At 71.7% G+C, this 19,780-nt stretch carries 15 protein-coding genes and 1 riboswitch; of the genes, 6 read left to right on the top strand and 9 right to left on the bottom strand.

The genetic code is table 11. From position 1 onward, the window contains the following. The first annotated feature begins 6 nt into the window (after nucleotides 1-6). From OHA73_RS36340 to OHA73_RS36325, 4 genes are read left to right on the top strand one after another with little or no spacing between them, the layout of a single operon-like run. On the top strand, nucleotides 7-1,164 hold the full coding sequence (locus OHA73_RS36340; RefSeq protein WP_266715879.1) for an acyl-CoA dehydrogenase family protein: 1,158 nt from the start codon (nucleotides 7-9) through the stop codon (nucleotides 1,162-1,164). Continuing rightward, nucleotides 1,161-2,840 (top strand): 5-guanidino-2-oxopentanoate decarboxylase, encoded by a 1,680-nt coding sequence (locus OHA73_RS36335; RefSeq protein WP_327657261.1) that lies wholly within the window; start codon nucleotides 1,161-1,163, stop codon nucleotides 2,838-2,840. The genes OHA73_RS36340 and OHA73_RS36335 overlap by 4 nt, the downstream gene beginning before the upstream one ends. Then, a complete protein-coding gene (locus OHA73_RS36330) occupies nucleotides 2,837-4,078 on the top strand; it encodes a Glu/Leu/Phe/Val dehydrogenase dimerization domain-containing protein (RefSeq protein WP_266715875.1) in 1,242 nt (413 codons plus the stop codon). Before OHA73_RS36335 ends, OHA73_RS36330 begins: the two co-directional genes overlap by 4 nt. Further along, nucleotides 4,075-6,207, top strand: coding sequence for an acetate--CoA ligase family protein (locus OHA73_RS36325; protein ID WP_266715873.1), 2,133 nt, complete (start codon nucleotides 4,075-4,077; stop codon nucleotides 6,205-6,207). The genes OHA73_RS36330 and OHA73_RS36325 overlap by 4 nt, the downstream gene beginning before the upstream one ends. A 39-nt stretch (nucleotides 6,208-6,246) precedes the next feature. Here the strand turns inward: OHA73_RS36325 and OHA73_RS36320 are convergent, their stop codons facing one another. Further along, nucleotides 6,247-7,821, bottom strand: coding sequence for an APC family permease (locus tag OHA73_RS36320; RefSeq protein ID WP_266715871.1), 1,575 nt, complete (start codon nucleotides 7,819-7,821; stop codon nucleotides 6,247-6,249). Between the two features lie 214 nt (nucleotides 7,822-8,035). Between OHA73_RS36320 and OHA73_RS36315 the strand changes: the two genes are divergently transcribed. Further along, nucleotides 8,036-8,674: a TetR/AcrR family transcriptional regulator gene (locus OHA73_RS36315; protein WP_323179628.1), complete on the top strand. Its 639-nt coding sequence runs from the start codon at nucleotides 8,036-8,038 to the stop codon at nucleotides 8,672-8,674. Nucleotides 8,675-8,716: 42 nt separating this feature from the next. Here the strand turns inward: OHA73_RS36315 and OHA73_RS36310 are convergent, their stop codons facing one another. Both OHA73_RS36310 and OHA73_RS36305 read right to left on the bottom strand, forming a co-directional pair. Continuing rightward, a complete protein-coding gene (locus OHA73_RS36310; protein ID WP_266715869.1) occupies nucleotides 8,717-9,544 on the bottom strand; it encodes an SGNH/GDSL hydrolase family protein in 828 nt (275 codons plus the stop codon). A gap of 173 nt (nucleotides 9,545-9,717) precedes the next feature. Next, on the bottom strand, nucleotides 9,718-10,500 hold the full coding sequence (locus OHA73_RS36305) for a LysM peptidoglycan-binding domain-containing M23 family metallopeptidase (RefSeq protein WP_327657260.1): 783 nt from the start codon (nucleotides 10,498-10,500) through the stop codon (nucleotides 9,718-9,720). A gap of 3 nt (nucleotides 10,501-10,503) precedes the next feature. Continuing rightward, nucleotides 10,504-10,674, bottom strand: a riboswitch (cyclic di-AMP (ydaO/yuaA leader). Between the two features lie 383 nt (nucleotides 10,675-11,057). On the opposite strand from OHA73_RS36305, the gene OHA73_RS36300 reads away from it, so the two are divergent. Continuing rightward, nucleotides 11,058-11,855 carry a tyrosine-protein phosphatase gene (locus OHA73_RS36300; protein ID WP_327657259.1) on the top strand — a complete coding sequence of 266 codons (798 nt, stop codon included), beginning with the start codon at nucleotides 11,058-11,060 and terminating at the stop codon, nucleotides 11,853-11,855. A gap of 100 nt (nucleotides 11,856-11,955) precedes the next feature. Here the strand turns inward: OHA73_RS36300 and OHA73_RS36295 are convergent, their stop codons facing one another. The 6 genes from OHA73_RS36295 to dxs form a co-directional block, all read right to left on the bottom strand. Then, on the bottom strand, nucleotides 11,956-14,481 hold the full coding sequence (locus OHA73_RS36295; protein WP_327657258.1) for an ABC transporter permease: 2,526 nt from the start codon (nucleotides 14,479-14,481) through the stop codon (nucleotides 11,956-11,958). Further along, the gene (locus OHA73_RS36290; RefSeq protein ID WP_327657257.1) at nucleotides 14,478-15,308 is read right to left on the bottom strand and encodes an ABC transporter ATP-binding protein; all 831 of its coding nucleotides are present in this window, start codon (nucleotides 15,306-15,308) and stop codon (nucleotides 14,478-14,480) included. Before OHA73_RS36290 ends, OHA73_RS36295 begins: the two co-directional genes overlap by 4 nt. 142 nt (nucleotides 15,309-15,450) lie before the next feature. Beyond that, nucleotides 15,451-15,636, bottom strand: a complete 186-nt coding sequence (locus OHA73_RS36285) for a DUF6126 family protein (RefSeq protein WP_327657256.1) — start codon at nucleotides 15,634-15,636, stop codon at nucleotides 15,451-15,453. Then, the gene (locus tag OHA73_RS36280) at nucleotides 15,629-16,300 is read right to left on the bottom strand and encodes a helix-turn-helix domain-containing protein (protein ID WP_327657255.1); all 672 of its coding nucleotides are present in this window, start codon (nucleotides 16,298-16,300) and stop codon (nucleotides 15,629-15,631) included. Before OHA73_RS36280 ends, OHA73_RS36285 begins: the two co-directional genes overlap by 8 nt. Before the next feature lie 108 nt (nucleotides 16,301-16,408). Beyond that, nucleotides 16,409-17,794 carry an aspartate aminotransferase family protein gene (locus tag OHA73_RS36275; RefSeq protein ID WP_327657254.1) on the bottom strand — a complete coding sequence of 462 codons (1,386 nt, stop codon included), beginning with the start codon at nucleotides 17,792-17,794 and terminating at the stop codon, nucleotides 16,409-16,411. Beyond that, on the bottom strand, nucleotides 17,791-19,740 hold the full coding sequence (gene dxs / locus OHA73_RS36270; protein WP_327657253.1) for a 1-deoxy-D-xylulose-5-phosphate synthase: 1,950 nt from the start codon (nucleotides 19,738-19,740) through the stop codon (nucleotides 17,791-17,793). Before dxs ends, OHA73_RS36275 begins: the two co-directional genes overlap by 4 nt. Between the last annotated feature and the right edge of the window lie 40 nt (nucleotides 19,741-19,780).

Here is a 19,780-nt window from a genome sequence, read left to right as displayed (position 1 = left end):
GGCACCGTGTCGGAACTCCCCACCGAACTGGTCCCGCTCACCCCCGAACAGCACGCCGTCGTCGAGCTCGCCCGGACGTTCGCGGCCGAGGAGATCCGGCCACGCGCGCGTGCCGTCGACGAGGCCGACGTCGAGACGCCCTGGGACCTGTGGCGCAAGGCGGCCAAGGTCGGCATCACCGGGTTCATGCTCCCCGAGGAGTTCGGCGGAGGCGGCTTCACCGACGTGTTCACACAGGTCCTCGTACAGGAGGAGCTGTGCGTCGGCGACCTGGGCATCGGCAACCTGCTCTGCTCCAACGGCTTCTTCGCCGATCCTGTGCTCGCCCTCGGCACCGAGGAGCAGCAGCGCACCTGGCTCACGCCGCTCGCAGGACCCGACACCCCGATGACGTCGCTGGCGACCACCGAACCGGGCGCAGGCTCGGACGCCGCGTCGATCACCACAACAGCCCGCCGCACCGAGGGCGGCTACCTGCTCAACGGCCAGAAGGCCTGGATCTCGAACGCGGGCGAGGCCGACCGCTACGTGGTGTTCGCCAAGACGGACCCGATGCAGCGCTCGCGCGGCGTGACCGCCTTCCTGCTGCACAAGGACACCGAAGGTGTCACCTTCGGCGAGCCGATGCGCAAGATGGGTCAACGCGCCATCGTCTGCAGGGAGATCTTCCTCTCCGACGCGTTCGTCCCCGAGGAGAACCGGCTCGGCGACGAGGGCCAGGGCTTCATCGGCCTGATGCGCACCTTCGACATCTCACGCGCCGTCCTGGGCGCCGCCGCCACCGGTGTCGCCCGCGCCGCCTACGAGTACGCACGCGACTACGCGCGCACGCGCGAACAGTTCGGCAAGCCCGTCATCGAGCACCAGGCGGTCGCGTTCCGCCTCGCCGACATGCGCACCCGCATCGAGCAATCGCGCCTGATGACGTGGCGCGCGGCCCGCCGCCTGGACGCGGGCCTGTCCGCCACCACGGAGGCGGCCATGGCCAAGCTCACCGCGTCGGAGACGGCCGCGTACTGCACCTGGGCGGCCGTGCAGACGCTGGGCGGCTGGGGCTACTCGCGCGAGTTCCCGGTCGAACAGTGGATGCGCGACGCCAAGTTGGAGGAGATCGAAGAGGGCACCTCCGACATCATGCGCCTGATCATTGCGAGGTCACTGTGACGTCTGTCCACGAATCCGCCGCAGTTACGCGTCACAGTCCCGAGCCGCCGCCCCCAGACCGCACCCACCTCACCGGCGGCGAAGCGCTCGTCCGCGCCCTGGCCACCCACGGCGTCACCCAGGCCTTCGGCATCCCGGGCACCCACAACCTGGAGATCTACCGCCACTTGACGGCCTACGGTGTCGCACACGTCGCGCCGCGCCACGAACAGGGCGCGGGATACGCGGCGGACGCATACGCGCGCGTGACGGGCACGCCCGGTGTGGCGATCACCACCACGGGGCCCGCGCTCCTGAACATCGCGGCGGCCGTCGGTCAGGCCTACTCGGACAGTGTGCCGCTGCTGGTGATCTCGCCGGGCATGCCGCTGCGCCACCCGCGCCAGTCGACGGGCCTGCTGCACGAAATGCGCAGCCAGAGCGAGGCGTTGCGGAATGTGGCCGCCTTCAGCCACCGGGTCTCGTCGGTGGCGGAGATCGGTGCGGCGGTGGCGCGGGCGTTCACGCTGTTCCGCTCGGAGCGGCCGCGCCCGGCGCACATCGAGATCCCGCTCGACCTCCTGGAGGCGACGGAGCCCGCGGGCCCGGCCCGCACCGCTCCCCCGGCCGCGCCGCGCGTCCCCGACGCCGCACGCGTCGAGGAGGCCGCCGCGCTCCTTGCCCACGCGGAGCGCCCGGCCCTCGTCCTCGGGGGCGGAGCCCGCGGCGCGGCGACCCAATGCCTTGCCCTGGCCGAGCAGTTGGCGGCGCCGGTGGCCACCACGGCGAACGGCAAGGCGATCGTCGACGAGGAGCATCCGCTCTCCCTCGGCGTGTCCCTGCACAGCACGGCGGTCCAGGAGTGGCTCACGACCCGTGACGTGGTCCTGGCCGTCGGCACGGAGCTGGCCGAGTCCGACATCTGGACCGCCGAACCCCTGCCCTTCCAGGGGCAGTTGATCCGTGTGGATTTCGACCCGGCGCAGATGTACGCGGGTGTCCCGGCGGACGTCCCCCTGGTCGGCGACGCGGCCGCCACGCTGGATGCGCTCGTCACAGGAACCGCGGCCACCACACCGCGCACCACCGGCACCCCAACCGAAACCGCCGCCCACACCGAAACCGCCACCCTCAAGGCGGCCCGCGACAGCGAATCCCGCCCCCGCGACGCCCACTGGCTGCCCTACCTGGAGGCGATCCGCGGCGTCCTCGCCCCGGACGCCGTCGTCACCTCGGACAGCGCCCAGTGCTGCTATTACGGGGCCCTGCCGCACCTCACCCTGGGGCCGCGCGCCCGCTATCTGCACCCCACCGGGTTCGGCACGCTCGGCTACGCCCTGCCCGCGGCGGTCGGTGCGAAGGCCGCCTGCCCGGACCGCCAGGTGGTGGCGCTCAGCGGCGACGGGGGCCTGCAGTTCTCGATCCAGGAACTGGCCACGGCCGCCGCGCTCCAACAACCGCTCGCCGTCGTGGTGTTCGACAACTCCGGCTACGGCGAGATCCGCGACGAGATGAACGCCCGCGGCGACGCACCGCTCGCGGTCGACCACGCGCGCGTGGACCTGCCCGCCCTCGCCCGCGCCTACGGAGGACACGGCGCGACGGCCCACTCCCCCGAGGAGCTCGCGAAGCTGCTGAGCACCGCCCTGACCACTCCCGCCCCCACCCTGATCGTCGTTCCTGAGGAGTCCGCATGACCACCGCCCCCACGCCCGCCGCGCCCGCGCCCGCAGGCACCGCCACGCCCCCGACGCAGCCGACGGCTCCCCTCACCGAGCTCACCTGGACCGACCATGTCACCGGCCGCAACGGCTACTTGGTGATCGACCGCCTGGTGCGCGGCGTCTCCAGCGGCGGCCTGCGGATGCGCAAGGGCTGCACCCTGGAGGAGGTCGCGGGGCTCGCGCGCGGCATGTCGATGAAGGAGGCGCTGCACTACAACCCGGAGGGCCGCTACATCCCGCTGGGCGGCGCCAAGGGCGGCATCGACTGCGACCCGCAGGACCCGGAGGCGTACGGCATTCTGGTGCGCTACCTGAAGGCGATGCGTCCGTACATCGAGTCCTTCTGGACAACGGGCGAGGACCTGGGTCTCACGCAGGACCTGGTCGACAAGGCGGCGGCCGAGGCGGGTCTCGTGTCGTCCATCCAGGCCGTGTACCCGCTCCTGGACGACGAGGAGACGGCCCGTCAGCGGCTGGCGGACGCGTTCGCGGTGGACGTCGACGGCATCGGTCTCGACGAGCTGGTGGGCGGCTGCGGCGTCGCCGAGGCGGTCCTGGTGGCGCTCGACCGCGCCGGCCGCTCCTACGAAGGCACCCGTGTCTCCCTCCAGGGCCTGGGCACCATGGGCGGCGCCACGGCCCGCTTCCTCGCGCGCGCGGGGCTCACGATCGTGGCGGTGGCCGACCTGGAGGGCACCATCGCCAACGACGCGGGCCTCGATGTGGACGCGCTGCTCGCGGCGCGCGACGCCTACGGCACGGTGAACCGCGAGCGGCTGCGGCCGGAGGATCGTGAACTGCCGGGCGACGCCTGGCTTTCGGCGGACGCGGACGTACTGATCCCGGCCGCGGTCTCGTACGCGATCGACGCGGCGAACCAGGAGCGGATCACGGCCTGCTGGGTCGTCGAGGCGGCGAACATGCCGGTCCTCGCGGACGCCGAGGAGCTGCTGACCGGGCGCGGCATCACGGTCCTGCCGGACGTGGTCGTCAACTCCGGGACGAACGCCTGGTGGTGGTGGACCCTGTTCGGCGACATCGGCGCGGACGCGGACGAGGCCTTCGCCTACACGCGGCGCTCCATGCGCTCCCTGATCGACCAGATGCTCGCGCGCGCGGAGGGCGACGGAACGACCCCGAGGGCCGCGGCGCACGCCATCGTCGCCGACCGCCTGCCGATCCTCGCGGAGAGGTTCGGGTGGTACAGGTGACGACGACAACAGGCCTGGACGCGCTGTACGACCCGGCGTCCGTCGCGGTCGTCGGCGCGTCCGACAACCCGGAGAAGTGGGGCTACTGGCTCGCGGCGGGTGCCCTGACCGGCCGCGCCCGCCGGGCCGTCCACCTGGTCAACCGCAGGGGCGGCCATCTCCAGGGCGAGCCGTTCCGCCCCGCCCTGTCCACCCTGGACGCGCCGCCCGAGCACGTGGTGGTCGCGGTCCCGCCCCACCAGGTGCGCCCGGTGGTGCAGGAGGGCCTCGACACGGGCGCCCGCTGCTTCACGGTGATCACGTCGGGCACCACCGAGGAGGACTCCCTCGCGGACCTGGTCACCTCGCACGGCGCCCGCCTGCTCGGCCCCAACTGCATGGGCATCGTCGACACGACGAGCCAACTCCGGCTCAGCTGGGGCGACTTCCCGACCGGCGGCCTCGGTCTCGTTTCGCAGAGCGGCAACCTGGCCCTGGAGATCGGCCGCCACCTGGAACGCGCGGGCGCGGGCTTCTCGCGCTTCGTCTCGCTCGGCAACCAGCGCGACATCGACGCCGCCGACGCCCTGGAATCCCTGATCGCCCACGAGCCAACGAGAGCGATCGCGGCGTACGTGGAGGACTTCCGGGACGGCCGCCGCCTCGCGGACGTCCTGGCGGCCGCTCACGCCGGGGGAAAGCCGGTCCTGCTCCTCACGGTGGGCCGCAGCTCGGCATCGGGCCGCGCGGCCGCCTCCCACACGGGCGCCCTCGTCAGCCCGCACGCCACGGTCGCGGCGGTCTGCCGCGACGCCGGCGCCCTCCTCCTGAACTCCGCGGGCGAACTCGTCGACACCGCCCTCCACTTGATGTCCCCCACCCTCCCTCTCATACGTTCCCGCCCCCAGCCCTCACGCCACGACACGACCCCGACCCCCACCCCCGCCCAACCCGGCGCCGATCCACCCCCACCGCACCGGATCGCCGTGATCGGGGACAGCGGCGGACAGGGCGCGCTGGCCGCCGACTCGTTCGCCGCGTGCGGCTTCGATGTGCCCGCGCTCTCCCCGGCCACCGTCGACGCCCTGGGTGCGCAGCTGCCGCCGGGCGCGGGGCGGGCCAATCCGGTCGACCTTGCTGGGGCGGGCGAGCAGGATCTGGCCGCCTACGCGCGCGTGGCGGCCACCTTGCTGCACAGCGGCGACGCGGAAACGGTCGTACTCACCGGCTACTTCGGGGACTACGCGACCGCGAACCCCGCCCAGGCGGGGCGCGAGTGCGAGATCGCACACGCCCTCGCCGACGCCGCCGGCGCCGCGGGGCGGGCCCTTATCGTGCACACGATGGCCCGCGACACACCGGCCCTCGCCGTCCTCAGGGAGCGCGGTGTGCCGGTGCACGAGCGGGTCGAGCAGGCGGCGACGGCACTCGCGGGCGCCGTGCGTCTGGCCGCCACAACGCCGCACCTGCCGCAGGAGCGAACCACTCCCCCGGCGGCGTACGAGGTCGAGGACGGCGGCTACGAGCGGGTGCGCGAGCTGCTGGCGTCCTACGGAGTCGCGTTCCCCACGGCCGAGTTCGTGACGGACGCGGACGCGGCGGTCGAGGCCGCCTACCGCACGGGCTACCCCTTGGTGCTCAAGGCGATGGGGCTCGCGCACAAGACCGAGGCCGGTGGTGTGGCGCTGTACATCGCGGACGAGGCCGCCCTGCGGACCGCGTTCGCGCGGATGCGGGAGGCCACGGGTGCGGTTCGGTACGCGGTCGAGGCGATGGCCACACCTCCGTACGCGCGCGAACTCATCGTCGGCGTACGGAAGGACGCGGCGTTCGGTCCGGTCGTCATGGTCGGCGCCGGGGGCGTCACCGCCGAGCTGCACGCCGACACGGCGCTGGCTCTGGCCCCGCTCACCCCGGCACGCGCGCGTGCCCTGCTGCTGGAACTGCGGCACGCACCGCTGTTGACCGGGTGGCGCGGCGCACCGGCCGTCCACCTGGAGGCGGCCGCGGCGGCGGTGTGCGCGGTGGCCCAGGCCGCGGCGGACCACCCGGAACTGACCGATCTGGAGGTCAACCCGCTGCTTGTGCATCCCGGCGGCGCCATCGCCCTGGACGCACATGCGGTGGTGGCCGCTGGAAGCCCACTCTAGGACGAGAGCCAGCGGGGTCCGGGGCAGCGCCCCGCGACCTCAACCACTGTGGCCGGAACCGCCAGAGGCCTTCCGCCGGGCCCTGGTTCCGGCCGCGTAGAACACCAACCCGATCACGACGAACAGCAGCAGCGGCAGCACCTGGCTGAGCGTGTACGGCAGCCGCTGGCCCGCGAACGACTCGGGCAGCGAGTCCGCCGGGTTGCCCGAGGTGCCGAACCAACCGACCCCGAAACCGGGCCAGACGAGCACGACCACGGTGAACGCCACGAAGCCGGTGGCGAGCGCGGTCACGATCCAGGCGCCCACCCGGCCGCCGGGCACGGCGTAGGGGCGCTCCTGGTCGGGGTACTTGCGGCGCAGCACGGCGAGGCTCGGGAACGTGATGACGTAGGAGATGAACGTCGTGCTGATGGTCAGGCCGAGGCCCGCCGCGAAGTACTTCTCTCCGTCGCCGCCGGTGAGGTTGAGGGCGACGACGAACAGGATCGAACCGAGCACGGCGGACAGGATGTTGACCCGTACCGGGGTGCCGTGCTTCTCGGAGATGCGGCCCAGCCAGGCCGGACCCGCGCCGTCCGCGCACGCCACGGCCTGCGCGCGGTGGGCGCCCATGGCCCAGGTGACACCGGAGGTGAGCAGGCCGATGATGAGGCCCGCCGCGGCGACGCCGCCGAATACGGCGCCGAGCCCGGTCAGCGTCACCGTGCCGTCGGCCGCGATGGAGCCGCCGTAGACGGTGAAGACGGCCTTGCAGGCGTCGATGAAGCCGCCCAGGCTGCCGATCTCCTGGCTGGGCAGGACGAACAGGATGCCGAGGATGGGGCCTCCGTAGAGGAGCACGGCGGCGAGCCCGGAGCGCAGGATCGACAGGGGGATGTCACGGCGCGGGTTCTTCATCTCCTCGGCGGCCGAGCTGGGCAGTTCGAAGCCTACGTAGTTGAAGATGAGCACCGGGACGAGCGCCACGAAGCCCGCATACGTAGGCGTGAATTCGCCCGCGGGTAGGGCGTGCACGCCATGTTCGGCGGCGTAGACGACGACGGACACGAGGAAGAAGCCGAGCAGCACGACGCGCGCGACGGCGCCCGCGATGGGCACCCACTTGCCGATGCGTACGGACTGCACCACGGCGAGCGCACCGCCCCAGATGAACACGAACCCGGCGACGTACTTCCAGAAGCCCGGCAGCGGCGTGAAGAACTCCTCCCAGGTGGTCAGCGCGATGATGCACAGGCTGCCGCCCACCCAGACCGGGTTGGAGATCCAGTAGAGGAGCTGGTTGACGCCCGCGACGAGCCGGCCGAAGGCCAGGCGCGTCCACACGTACGGGCCGCCCTGCACGGGGAAGGCCGAGCCGAGTTCGGCGACGAGTAGCCCGTAGGGGAGGAAGAAGAGGACCGCCAGGATGACCATCCAGGTCAGGCCCTGCGGGCCCTGTGCGGCGACGGATCCGATGGTGTCCAGGCCGACGAGCGTGCAGATGAGGAAGAACAGCACGTCCAGCCGGCGCAGATCCTTGCGCAGCCGTGAGCGCTGCTCGCCCCAGCCTTCGGAGAGGTCGGGCTCGTCCCCGGCGGGCGGGGTCGGCGAGAGGGATGGCGCTTGGGTCACGATTGCTCCTGGCGAGAACAGCGAGAACGAACGAGGACGGCACTGACAGCACTTCGGGTTTTGCTCAGGCCGCGCTTACCCCCGACCGACCGACTTATTGACTGAACGGACAGTCAGTAGTGGAACGTGATGCGACTGTGACCTGTACGACTGCGAGGCGTCAAGAGTCCTGCACGTGAACGAGTCGACACCCGAGAACAACTAGGCTTGCGGCGTGACCAGAGTCCGGTTGAGCGTGGCCGAGCGGCGCGAAGAGCTGTTGAAGGCCGCCATCGAGCAGATCGAGGTGCGCGGGGTGGCCGCCGTGCGCATCGCCGACGTGGCATCGGCGCTCGGCGTGAGCAACGCGCTGGTGCTGTACCACTTCTCGACGAAGGAGAAGCTCGTCGCGGCCGCGTTCGCGCACGCCGCCGAGAGCGACCTGGCCCATCTGCGCAAGCTGCTCGGTCGCCGCACGACGGCCCTGAAGCGGCTGCGCGCCGCGGTGCGCTGGTACGCGCCGACGGGTCAGGCCAAGGGGTGGCGGCTGTGGATCGAGGGCTGGGCGGCGGCGCTGCGCGAGCCCGCGCTGCGGGAGGTCACGCGGGACCTCGACCGGCAGTGGAAGGCGGCGCTCGCCGAGGTGGTCGCCGAGGGCGTGGTGGCGGGCGAGTTCGTCTGCCCCGACCCGATGGCGGCGGCGCTGCGGCTCACGGCGCTGCTCGACGGGCTCGCCGTGCAGCTGACGGCATACGACGACGGGCGCGCCAGGCCGGCCGCGGTTTCGCGGGCCCGTATGCAGGAGTGGGTGGATGAGGCGCTCGCCCGCGAACTGGGGCTCGAGCGCGCGGAGTTGACCGGGGCGGGGCGCTGACGGGAGGCCGTCAGCGCCACCGCACCGCCGAGGTTCAACGCGTCAGGACGCCGCCTCCAGGTGCGCCTTCACCGCGTGCGGGTCCACGAAGCCCTTCGCCTGTACCCGGTCGCCGGAGGACTCGCCTCGCAGCCGGCGCCCGATCCACGGCACCAGGAACTCGCGCGCCCAGTGCATGTCGTCGCGCCGCACCTCGAACGTGCCGCGGGGCGGGAGCAGCGGCCACGCCTGCTCGGGGTCGGCCGGCACGTCGATGCCCAGCGCCTGACCGGCGCGCAGCGCCACCCGCGTGTGCCCCTCGGGCGACAGGTGGAGGCGGTCGTCGTCCCAGGCCCTGCGGTCCTGGATGGACTTCAGGGACCACAGGTCGAGCATCAGACAGCCGTGCCGGTCGGCGATCGCCCGCACATGCATGTTGTACGTGGCGATCTTGCCGCGCAGGTGCTTGAGCACGGCCACGTCACGGGTGTCGAAGCCGGTGGCCACCATGACGGTGCCCACGGCGTCGGAGAGCCGGGCGACGGCCTTCTCGAAGCGTTCGGCCACGTCGTCCGGGTCGGTGCCGGGGCGGATGATGTCGTTGCCGCCGGCGACCAGGGTCACCAGGTCGGGGGCGAGCTCGACCGCCTTCGGGACCTGGTCCGCGACGACCTGGTCGAGGAGCTTGCCGCGCACGGCCAGGTTCGCGTACTTGAAGGTGTCCTCGGGGACGCGGTCGTCCAGGAGGACGGCGAGCCGGTCGGCCCAGCCCGCGAACTTCCCGTCGGGCCCGGGGTCACCGACTCCTTCGGTGAAGCTGTCGCCCACGGCCGCGTAGGACCGGATCGTGCCGTTGAGTGTCTCCGTGAGTGCTCTCGATTCGTTTGCCACGACCACACATCTTTCACCCTCGACTGTGACCTACGCGACCGTAGCCAGGGGTTGACGCGTGGTGAGATAACCCACTCGCCACCTGGGGAATAAGCGCGGGAACGCACTTCGGCGCCCGGGGGACAGCCCCGGGCGCCGAAGTGAGCGAGCGGTCGCGACCGCTACGAGATGCCTCAGGCGTTCACGCCGTGCTCGCTCAGGTACGCGATCGGGTCGATGTCCGAGCCGTAGTCCGCGGTGGTGCGGACCTCGAAGTGCAGGTGCGGTCCCGTGACGTTGCCCGTCGCGCCGGACTTGGCGATCTCCTGGCCGGCCGTCACGGTGTCGCCCTGGGCGACGCCGATCGAGGACAGGTGGCCGTACTGGGAGAAGTGGCCGTCGGCGTGCTCGACGACGACCTCGTTGCCGTACGCGCCGCCCGAGCCGGTCGAGACGACGGTGCCGTCGGCGATCGCCTTCACGGAGGTGCCGGTCGGCACCGAGAAGTCGGCGCCGGTGTGGCTGCCGCTGGACCACATGGAGCCGGAGCTGCCGTAGCCCGTGCCCTTGGCACCGTCGACCGGCGCCGCGTAGTCGCCGGAGGCGGTGGTCTTGGCACTCGCCTGCGTGGCGGTGGCCGCACCCTCGGAGCCGGAGTCGCTGTCGGCCGCGCCGCCGACGGCGAGCTTGACGCCGATCTTGAGGTGGTCCGCGTCGGAGCCGACGGCGTCCTTGTTGTCCTCGTAGAGCTTCTTCCAGCCGCCGTCGACGTCCTGCGCCTTGGCGATCTTCGAGAGCGTGTCACCGGCCTTGACGGTGTACGTCGTGGCGTCGGCGGTACCGCCGGACGTCGCGGCCTGCGCGCCGGTGGCGCCCATCAGCGGCAGGGCGAGCGCGGCTCCACCGGCGGAGGCGACGGCGGCGACACGGGCGATGCGCTGGGAGGTCGAAAGGCGGTGCTTTCCCTTTGCGGGCATGCTGAATTTCCTCTCCGTCGCCTACGAGGTGAGCTGTCGGGTTCGGGCTGGAGATGCCCGGCCGCGCCCGGGGTACGGGCACGGCTTCACCCCAAGCCGCTTCGGGAAATCCCTACGCGGCGTCGTGCGTGTGGGTCCCCCGCTCCTGCCGTGACGGGTAGTCGAAAGGAATCCGGGCGGCGGCAGGACTAGGCGTTCCGACCGGATTGATTGGTGACCGTAGGCGAACGGCAATGGCGACGACAAACCCCGAATTCACCTGCGACGGCAATTCCTTGGGTTTCTGAGGCTTCCCTGTGTAACCCTGCGTCGACATTTCTCGCTTTACCAACGCCATACCTTCGGGGATCACTGGGGAGGCAATCCGGGCCGCCCGGCACGCAGCGTCACGAACATGAAGCCGGTCACGCACACGCCCACAAGCCCCTTCGATCCATGCACAGTTGATACAGAACGGGGCGAATCGGACAGATGGTTGCCTGTGGAACCGATGTCGTATCGTCATGAGCGCGCCCGCCGGCGACCCAACGCCGGTGCACCGATTGGGAGGAGCCCCTGTGACGCAGCACGCACCGTCCACCGAGCCCGAGCTGACCGGAGTGCGCAACTTCCGAGATGTGGGCGGCCTGCCCACCGTGGACGGCCGGCGCGTGCGCCAGGGCGTACTGTTCCGCAGCGGTCACCTCGCCCACGCCACGGCCGAGGACTCGACCTTCCTCTCCTCCCTCGGTCTGCACACGGTCTTCGACTTCCGCAACGCAGCGGACCAGAAGCTGGAAGGCGCGGATGTCGAACTGCCCGGCGTGCGCAATCTGAACCTGCCGCTCAACGACCCGGCCGACGGCGCCGAATTCTGGACCATGGTCCGCGACGGCAACATCGACCAGCTCCGCCAGATCCTCTCCGAGGGCCGCGCGGCGAACCGGCTCGTGGACTCCTACCGCACCATGATCAAGGAGCGCACCGCCGAGCACAGCCGCGTGCTGCACTCCCTCGCCGAGGACGGCCTCCCCGCGCTGATGCACTGCGCGGCGGGCAAGGACCGCGCGGGCCTGTCGATCGCGGTGACGCTGCTCGCGGTGGGCGTGGAGCGCGACGCCATCGAGGCGGACTACCTCAAGTCCAACGAGAAGCACCGCCGCTACGACGTGCGCCGCAGCGCCACCGCGAAGGACGCCTACTCCGCCGAGATCATGGAGCTGCTCAGCCCGCTCTTCGACGCCCGCATCGAATACCTCAACGCGGGCCTCGAAACGATCGACGAACTGTGGGGCAGCACGGACCGCTACCTCGAAGAGGGCCTGAAGCTCACCTCGGCGACGCGCGAGCGGCTGCGCGAGCGCCTTCTCGACTGAGGCCCGGCACCTGAGGCCCGGCACCTGAGGCCCGCCACCGCCCTCTCGACCGAAGCCCGGGCCTGAGCCGTGGCCCCGGGCCCGAGCCGCGGACCCGACGTCACCCCTCCCTGTCGCGAAGTGCCGCGCGGGCAGGGAGGGTTACGGCGAGCAGACCGAGGCACACCGCGCTCGCGGCGAACGTGCCGTACAGCAGCGGTGGTATGTACGGGGACTCCCCCGTCATGCCGCGCATCATCGGGGTCAGCGTGATCAGCGCGATGGTGGTGCCGAGCGCCACCCCCGCCGCCGACACCAGCAGGCTCTCCCAGTGGAGCATCCGCAGCACCTGGCGGCGCGTGGAGCCGACAAGGCGGAGCACGGTGAGTTCGCGACGGCGGTCCAGGACCGTCATCACCAGGGTGTTGACCGCCGCGACGGCGGCGAAGCCGCCCAGGACCGCGGCCATCATGTAGTTGGACCAGGCCCCCAGTTCGCTGTCCACGCTCTGCGCGACGGCATAGCCCGAGGCATCGGTGACCCTGCCCAGTGCGGTGAGCGGCTCGGCATCGCCGCCGCGCACCAGTAGCGTGCCGTCGAAGCCCGAGGTGACGTGGCCGGCCAGGGACGCGCGGTCCATGGTCACCGCCGCCAGGCCGAGGCCCCGGCCGTAGACCGCGGCGACTTCCGGGCGGGCCTTCGTGCCGTCGGGGAGGTAGAGCGGCAGCTTGTCGCCGACCTTCACCTTCGCCGCCGTGGCAAGGGTCTTGTCGATGGCGATGCGGCCCGCGCCCACGCGGTCCAGGCTGCCGCCGCGCACATCCAGGTCCTGCACCTTGGCCAGCTCGGCGCCGGAGCCCGAGATGCCCTGGGTCGCCGTTGCCTGCAACGACGTCTCGCCGCCCGAGTCGACCGGTACGAGCACCTGCGTGTCGAGCAGGCTCACGGCCGCGTCCACGCCGGGAGCGTGGGCGGCCCGGTCGGCGGCGCCCGCGGGCAGGCCCGCCGGGTTGGTGACGACGTGGTCCGCCGTGATGCCCTCGCGCAACTGGTCCGCGGAGACCTTGCTCTCGCTCGTGTGCATGAAGACCAGCGTCGAGGCGAAGGCCATCGCCAGCACGATCGGCGTGATCGCGGAGGCCAACCGCCGGGAATTCGACCGGGAATTGGCGGCCGCCAGCGAGGCCGAGGCCCCTCCCCCGCGCAGCAGTAGGCCGAAGAGCGCCGCGCACAGCCGGGCCACCAGCGGGCCGAGCAGCGAGACGGCGAGCATGAAGAGCATGACGACGCCGAGCGAGGCGTTCGCCGCGTCGGCTCCGGCGGTGGAGGCCGCGACGCCGGCGAGCGCCGATCCGCCGCCGAGGGCCGCGACCCCGAGCACCGTACGGATGACGCCCGGGCGCAGCCGCTCCACCGAGGCCTCGGCGAGCGCCTGACCCGGCTTGATCTTCGCGGGCCTGCGCCCGGCGATCCACCCGGCACCGAGCGCCGTGAGCAGCCCGGTCCCGACGGCCGCGACCAGCGGGATCCACGAGACGTGCAGCTCGACCGCCTGCGGGACGGCCCCGCGGTCCTTCAGCTGCCCGAACCACCAGTGCGCGAGCCCGATGCCCGGCAGGCACCCGAGCACCCCGGCGAGCGGCGCGACGAGCAGCGCCTCGGAGGCGACCGCCCGGCGGATCTGCCGTGGGGTGGCGCCGACAGCACGCAGCAGCGCGAACTCGCGGGTGCGCTGGCCGACGGAGAGGGCGACCGTGCCGGCCGCGGTGAAGACGGCGACCAGCGTGGCGATCCCGCCGAAGGAACCGCCAAGTGCGGTGAGCGTCTCCTTGGCGTACGCGAGGCCGTGGTCCTCGACCTCGCCGCGGTCGTCACCGGTGAGCACCTGTGCGCCGGAGCCGGTCAGGGCCTTCTCGACGGCGGTGGCGAGGGCGCCGGTGTCCGCGCCGTCCTTGGCCAGTACGGCGATGGCGTCGGCCTTGCCGGGGTGCCCGGACAGCGCCGGGGCCTCCGCATCGGCGAACCAGGCCGTGGCTCCGCCGCTGGCCGCCGTGCCTGCCGCCGTGGTGTCCCCGGCCCCGGCCTCGGCAAGACCGGACACCCTGAACTCCGCGCGTCCCGCCGCCGTTTCGAGCGTCACAGTGTCGCCGACGCCGACCTTCGCGCTTCGGGCCGCGGCGGCGTCGAGCGCCACCTCTCCCGTGCGCGGCGCGGCGCCCGCCGACAGCGCGGTCCCGGTGAAGGCGTGCGAGCCCCAGCCGTGGCCGGTGAGCGTGCTGGGCGAGGAGGAGCCCTGCCGCACCGGGAAGGTGAAGTCCGCCACCGCCGCCTCGGCACCCGGCGCCCGGGCCGCCTTCGCCGCGAGCCCCGCGTCCACGCGCGCGGTGTCCGGCAGCGGGTACGCGGATTCCTCGGGACCGTCGACGGTGTCGGCGACGACCCGCGCGGACTGGTCGGCCGCCGCCACGACCTGCGCCCTCGCGTACCGCTCCGCCGGAACCGAAGCACGTACACCCGTCTCCAGCAGGGTGCCGCAGGCCGCGACGATCAGAGCCGACATCAGCAGCGCGACGAATGTGCCTGCGAACGAGGCGGGTTTGAAGCGTACGGCCGCCCGCGCGAGGCCGTTGGGGCCAAGGCTCCTCATGCCGCCGCCCCCGCCATCGCGCCCGCGCGGGAGGTGCGGGCGGCGAGCGTCGCCATCCGCGCCGCGATCTGCTCCGCCGAACCGCGCTCCAGGCTGTCGGCGAAGGCGCCGTCGGCGAGGAACAGCACGCGGTCGGCCCAGGCGGCCGCGGCCGGGTCGTGCGTGACCATGACGACGGTGGCACCGAGGTGGTCGACGGCGTTGCGGAGCAGGCCCAGGACCTCGGCGGCGGTGCCTGTGTCGAGGGCGCCGGTGGGCTCGTCGGCGAACACCACGTCGGGGTTCGTGACCAGGGCGCGGGCGATGGCCACCCGCTGCTGCTGGCCACCGGAGAGTTCGCCGGGCCGGCGCCGCGCCTTGTCCGCGAGTCCGACCTGCGCGAGCATCGCGGCCGCCCGGCGGCGGTCCTGGCGGCGCCCGGCGAGACGCAAGGGCAGCAGCACGTTCTGCTCCACGGTCAGCGACGGCAGCAGGTTGAACGCCTGGAAAACGAAGCCGAGGCGGCTGCGGCGCAGCTCGGTGAGCCGGTTCTCGCTCATGCCGGTGATCTCCGTGCCACCAAGATGCACGGATCCCGCCGACGGCCGGTCGAGCCCGGCGGCGCACTGCAGGAAGGTGGACTTGCCGGAACCGGACGGCCCCATCACGGCCGTGAACGTGCCGCGCGGCAGAGCGAGATCGACGCCCGCAAGGGCGTGCACCGCACCGGCACCGCGCCCGTACTGCCGCCGCACACCGCGCAGTTCGACAGCGAGACCCGGCGTGCCGGCCCGCGCCTCCGGCCGGTTGTCCTCGATCGTCCGCTGCTTGCCCCTGCGTAGCCTCATGGCCCTGTCCCGCCCTCTCGTACTCTTCCTCGCTCTGACGGAGAGGAGTGTGCGAGAACGGTCGGGCGCCTGGCGTCATACCCAGGAGCCAATATGGAGGTGCTACTGCAGTAGGGGGTCCCGCCTCACGCCGAGTACCGCCTCACTGATTCCCGCCCAGCGTGAACAGCAAATAGATGAACCCGGCCAGCGCATGCCCCGCGAAGACGTACACGAGGACCCGAACGAGAATGCCGCGCGGGAGCTTGTCCTCTATGTCGCGGCGGGCCGGCCCCGGGGTCGACCCGGTCGTGTCAGCCGTGTGAGCCGCATCGGACGTGTCAGCCATGACGGGTCTCCTTTACCGGTCCCGCCGACGGGCCGAGGCACAGCGCGGCCGTCGGGCTCTGCAGCAGGGTGTGGACGAAGAGGAAGTCGACGCCGCCCTCGTCGACGGCGGCGATGCGGTGCGGGGTGAGCGAGTCGAAGTGGGAACTGTCGCCCGGGTCGAGCAGGTAGGACGTGTCCCCGAGCCGCAGCCGCAGGCGCCCCGACAGGACGTACAGCCACTCCTCCCCCGGATGCACTCGTACGACATCGCCCTGGGACCCGTACGGCGCGTGGACCTGCAACGCCTGCATGCCGCGGCCGGGCGACCCGGCCTGCCGGTACGTCCAGCCCCCGGCCTCGGTGGGCTCCATCGTGCCGCCGCGCACGACCGCGTCCCGGTCGGCGGGGGTCTCGCCGAGCAGTTCGGATACGGTCGTACCGTAGATACGGGCGAGTGAGAGCAGCATCGGGAGCGAAGGCTGACGCTGTCCGGTCTCCAGGCGGGAGAGGTGCGCCGGGGACAGGCCGGCGGTTCCGGCGGCGGCCTCCAGGGTGAGGGCCGCGCGGCGGCGCAGTTCGCGGAGCTGGGGTGCGACGGCGGGAAGTTCCGGGGGTTCCGGGACCTCCGCACCGTCGACCTCGTCCGGCTGATCCGGCTGGTCCGGCGAGAGGGCAGGGCTCATGCTGTCGATTCAGCCAGAGCCGTGCCCCTCCGGCAACTTTCTTGCCTCAGAGGCAAAAGCCGAAGCCACCGCCCGAAGCGCCACCGCCCGAAGCCGGGAGGGACACCCTCAGCGGTTCGCCACCGCCTGTTTGATCAGCGTCTTGCTGAAGTCCCACATCAGCCCGCCCCCACTGTGCGCGTCGTCCATGACCGCCGTGAACGCCTCGACGAAGCGCTCGACGTCGGCCTCGTTCACCACGAGCGGCGGGATCAGTTTGATGACTTCGAGGTGGTCGCCGGAGACCTGGGTCAGGATCCGGTGCTTCTGGAGCAGCGGCACCACGACCATCTGCGCGAACAGGCCCTTGCGCGCGGCCTGCAGCATCGTCCAACGGCTGCGCAGTTTCAGGGACTTGGGCCGCCCGAACTCGATGCCGATCATGAGCCCGCGCCCGCGCACGTCACTCAACAGCTCGTAGCGGTCGATGAGTTCGGCGAGCCGGGACTTCAGCAGCTCGCCCATCGCCCGCGCGTTCGCGACCGTCTCCTCGTCCTCCATGACGGACAGGACCGCGAGGCCCGCCGCCATCGCCTGCGCGTTGGAGCCGAAGCTCGCCGAGTGGACGAGGACCCGGTCCATGGACGAGTAGACCTTCTTGAAGATCCAGTCCTTGCCGAGCGTCGCGCCGACCGGCACATACCCGCCCGACAGCGCCTTGGCGACGCACACCAGGTCCGGTTCTACGCCCTCCTCGTGCTGGTAGGCGTAGAAGTCGCCGGTGCGACCGAGACCCGTCTGCACCTCGTCCGCGATCAGCAGCGCCTTGTGCCCCCGCAGCAGCTCCTGCGCGGCCCTCAGATAGCCGGGCGGCGACTCGTACACGCCCTTGCCCTGGATCGGTTCGACGATGAGCCCGGCGACGTCGCCCTTCTTCAATTCCCTTGCCAGCGCGTCGAGATCGCCGAGCGGGATCGGGGTGTCGGGCAGCAGCGGGGCGAAGCCGTCGCGGAAGCCGTCCTCCCCGTTCACCGACAACGCACCGGTCGTCAGGCCGTGGAAGGCGTGCGCGCAGTACAGGATCCGCGGCTTGCCGGTCGCGTACCGCGCGAACTTCAGCGCCGTCTCCACCGCCTCCGTACCGCTGTTGCCGAAGAACACCCGGTCCAGGTGCGGGCTGTGCGCCACCAGTTTCTCGGCGAGCAGGCCCGGCAGCGGCTGGCAGTCGAAGCGGGTCAGGTCGGCGAGAGAGGCGTCGAGGACGTCGTGCAGCGCCTTGCGTACGACGGGGTGGTGCCGGCCGAGGCCCATGACACCGAACCCGGCGAGCATGTCCAGGTAGTCGTTGCCGTCCGCGTCCCAGAAGTGCGCGCCCTCGGCCCGCTCGTAGACCTTGTCGAAGCCGATGGTGTGGAGCATTTTCGGCAGCTGGTGGTTGAGGTACTTGGTGTGCAGCTCGTACCGTTCGGCGCCGCGCTCGGCGAGCAGCGTGCCGAGGTCGAACTCCTTGCTCATGCGTTGATCTCCTTGCCCGCTGTGGGACTGCCCGTTGTGGAACTGCCCGCTGTTCGACTACCCGCAGATCGACTATCCGCTGTGCGGCTCATGCTGGCGCTGATCCGCCCCGCGATCTCCACAGGCGTCAGACCGATGTCGGCGAGCACCTCGCCCCGCTTGCCGTGCGCCAGAAACTGCTCCGGGATGCCGAACCGCCGTACGGGGACGTCGACTTCGGCCTCGCCGAGGGCGAGCGCGACGGCCGAGCCGACACCCGCCGCCTTGCTGTTGTCCTCGACGACGGCGACCAGCTCGTGCGCGGCGGCGAGCGGCGCGAGGTCGGGGTCGACGGGCTTGACCCAACGCGGGTCCACCACAGTGCAGTTGATGCCGCGCGCCTCCAGCAGATCCGCGGTCTGGAGGCACACCGGCGCCATCACGCCGACCGAGACGAGCAGCACCCGCGGCTCCCCGGCCCGGTGCAGCACGTCGACGCCACCGACCCGGTCGACGGCCGCGATCGGCTCACCCACCGACTCCTTGGGGAACCGCAGCATGGTCGGTGCGTCGTCGACGGCGACCGCTTCCCGTAGCTGCGAGCGGAGTTGGTCGGCGTCGCGTGGCGCGGCGATCCGCAGGCCGGGCACGACCTGGAGCACGGACATGTCCCACATGCCGTTGTGGGATGCCCCGTCGGCGCCGGTGACGCCGGCCCGGTCGAGTACGAAGGTGACTCCGCATTTGTGCAGAGCGACGTCCATGAGGAGCTGGTCGAAGGCCCGGTTGAGGAAGGTCGCGTACACGGCAACGACCGGGTGCAGTCCGCCCGTTGCAAGTCCGGCGGCCGACACGGCGGCGTGCTGTTCGGCGATCCCGACGTCCCACACCCGCTCGGGGAACTCCTCCGCGAACTTGGTGAGCCCCACCGGGTGCAGCATCGCCGCGGTGATCGCGACGACGTCCTCGCGCTCGCGCCCGATCGCCGCGATCTCGTCGCCGAACACCGAGGTCCAGGAGGGCCCGTTGGACGGCGCGAGCGGCTCGCAGGTGAGCGGGTCCATCACGCCGACGGTGTGGAAGCGGTCGGCCTCGTCGGCGAGCGCGGGCTCGTAGCCGCGCCCCTTCTCGGTCAGGCAGTGCACAAGTACCGGGCCATGGAAGCGTTTTGCACGTCGCAGGGCGGATTCGACGGCGCCCACGTCATGGCCGTCGATGGGACCGACGTACTTCAGGCCGAGGTCCTCGAACATGCCCTGCGGCGCGAACGCGTCCTTGAAGCCCTTCTTCGCGCCGTGCAGCGACTCGTAGACCGTGTGCCCGACCACGGGGGTCTTCAGCAGCACGTCCTTGCCCCAGGCCAGCACCTTCTCGTACGAGTCCGTGGTGCGCAGCGTCGCCAGATGGTTGGCGAGGCCGCCGATCGTGGGCGCGTACGAGCGCTCGTTGTCGTTGACGACGATGATCAGCGGCCGGTCCTTGGCGGCCGCGATGTTGTTCAGGGCCTCCCAGGCCATGCCCCCGGTCAGCGCGCCGTCCCCGATGACGGCGACGACGTGCCCGCGCTCGCCCTGCACCTGGCGTGCCTTGGCGAGGCCGTCGGCCCAGCCGAGGGCCGTGGAGGCGTGCGAGTTCTCCACGATGTCGTGCTCGGACTCCTCGCGCGAGGGGTAGCCGGACAGGCCGCCCTTGCCGCGCAGCTTGGAGAAGTCCTGGCTGCCCGTCAGAAGCTTGTGCACATAGCTCTGGTGGCCGGTGTCCCACACGAGGCGGTCGACCGGCGATTCGAAGACCCGGTGCAGCGCGATGGACAGTTCCACCACGCCCAGGTTCGGCCCGAGGTGTCCCCCCGTCCTCGCGACCGCGTGAATCAGGAACTCTCTGACCTCATGGGCCAGTTCACCGATCTCCTCCTCGCTCAGCGCCTTCAGGTCGCGCGGCCCCCGGATGCTCTCCAGAATCGTCACGCTCGAGCCCCCTTCCCATCCGTACTTAAGAACTCAGCAC

The sequence above is a fragment of the Streptomyces sp. NBC_00483 genome (assembly GCF_036013745.1).
Lineage (GTDB): Bacteria > Actinomycetota > Actinomycetes > Streptomycetales > Streptomycetaceae > Streptomyces.
The sequence above is the reverse complement of the archived record's forward strand: the minus strand, read 5'-3'. Positions and strand labels throughout refer to the sequence as shown.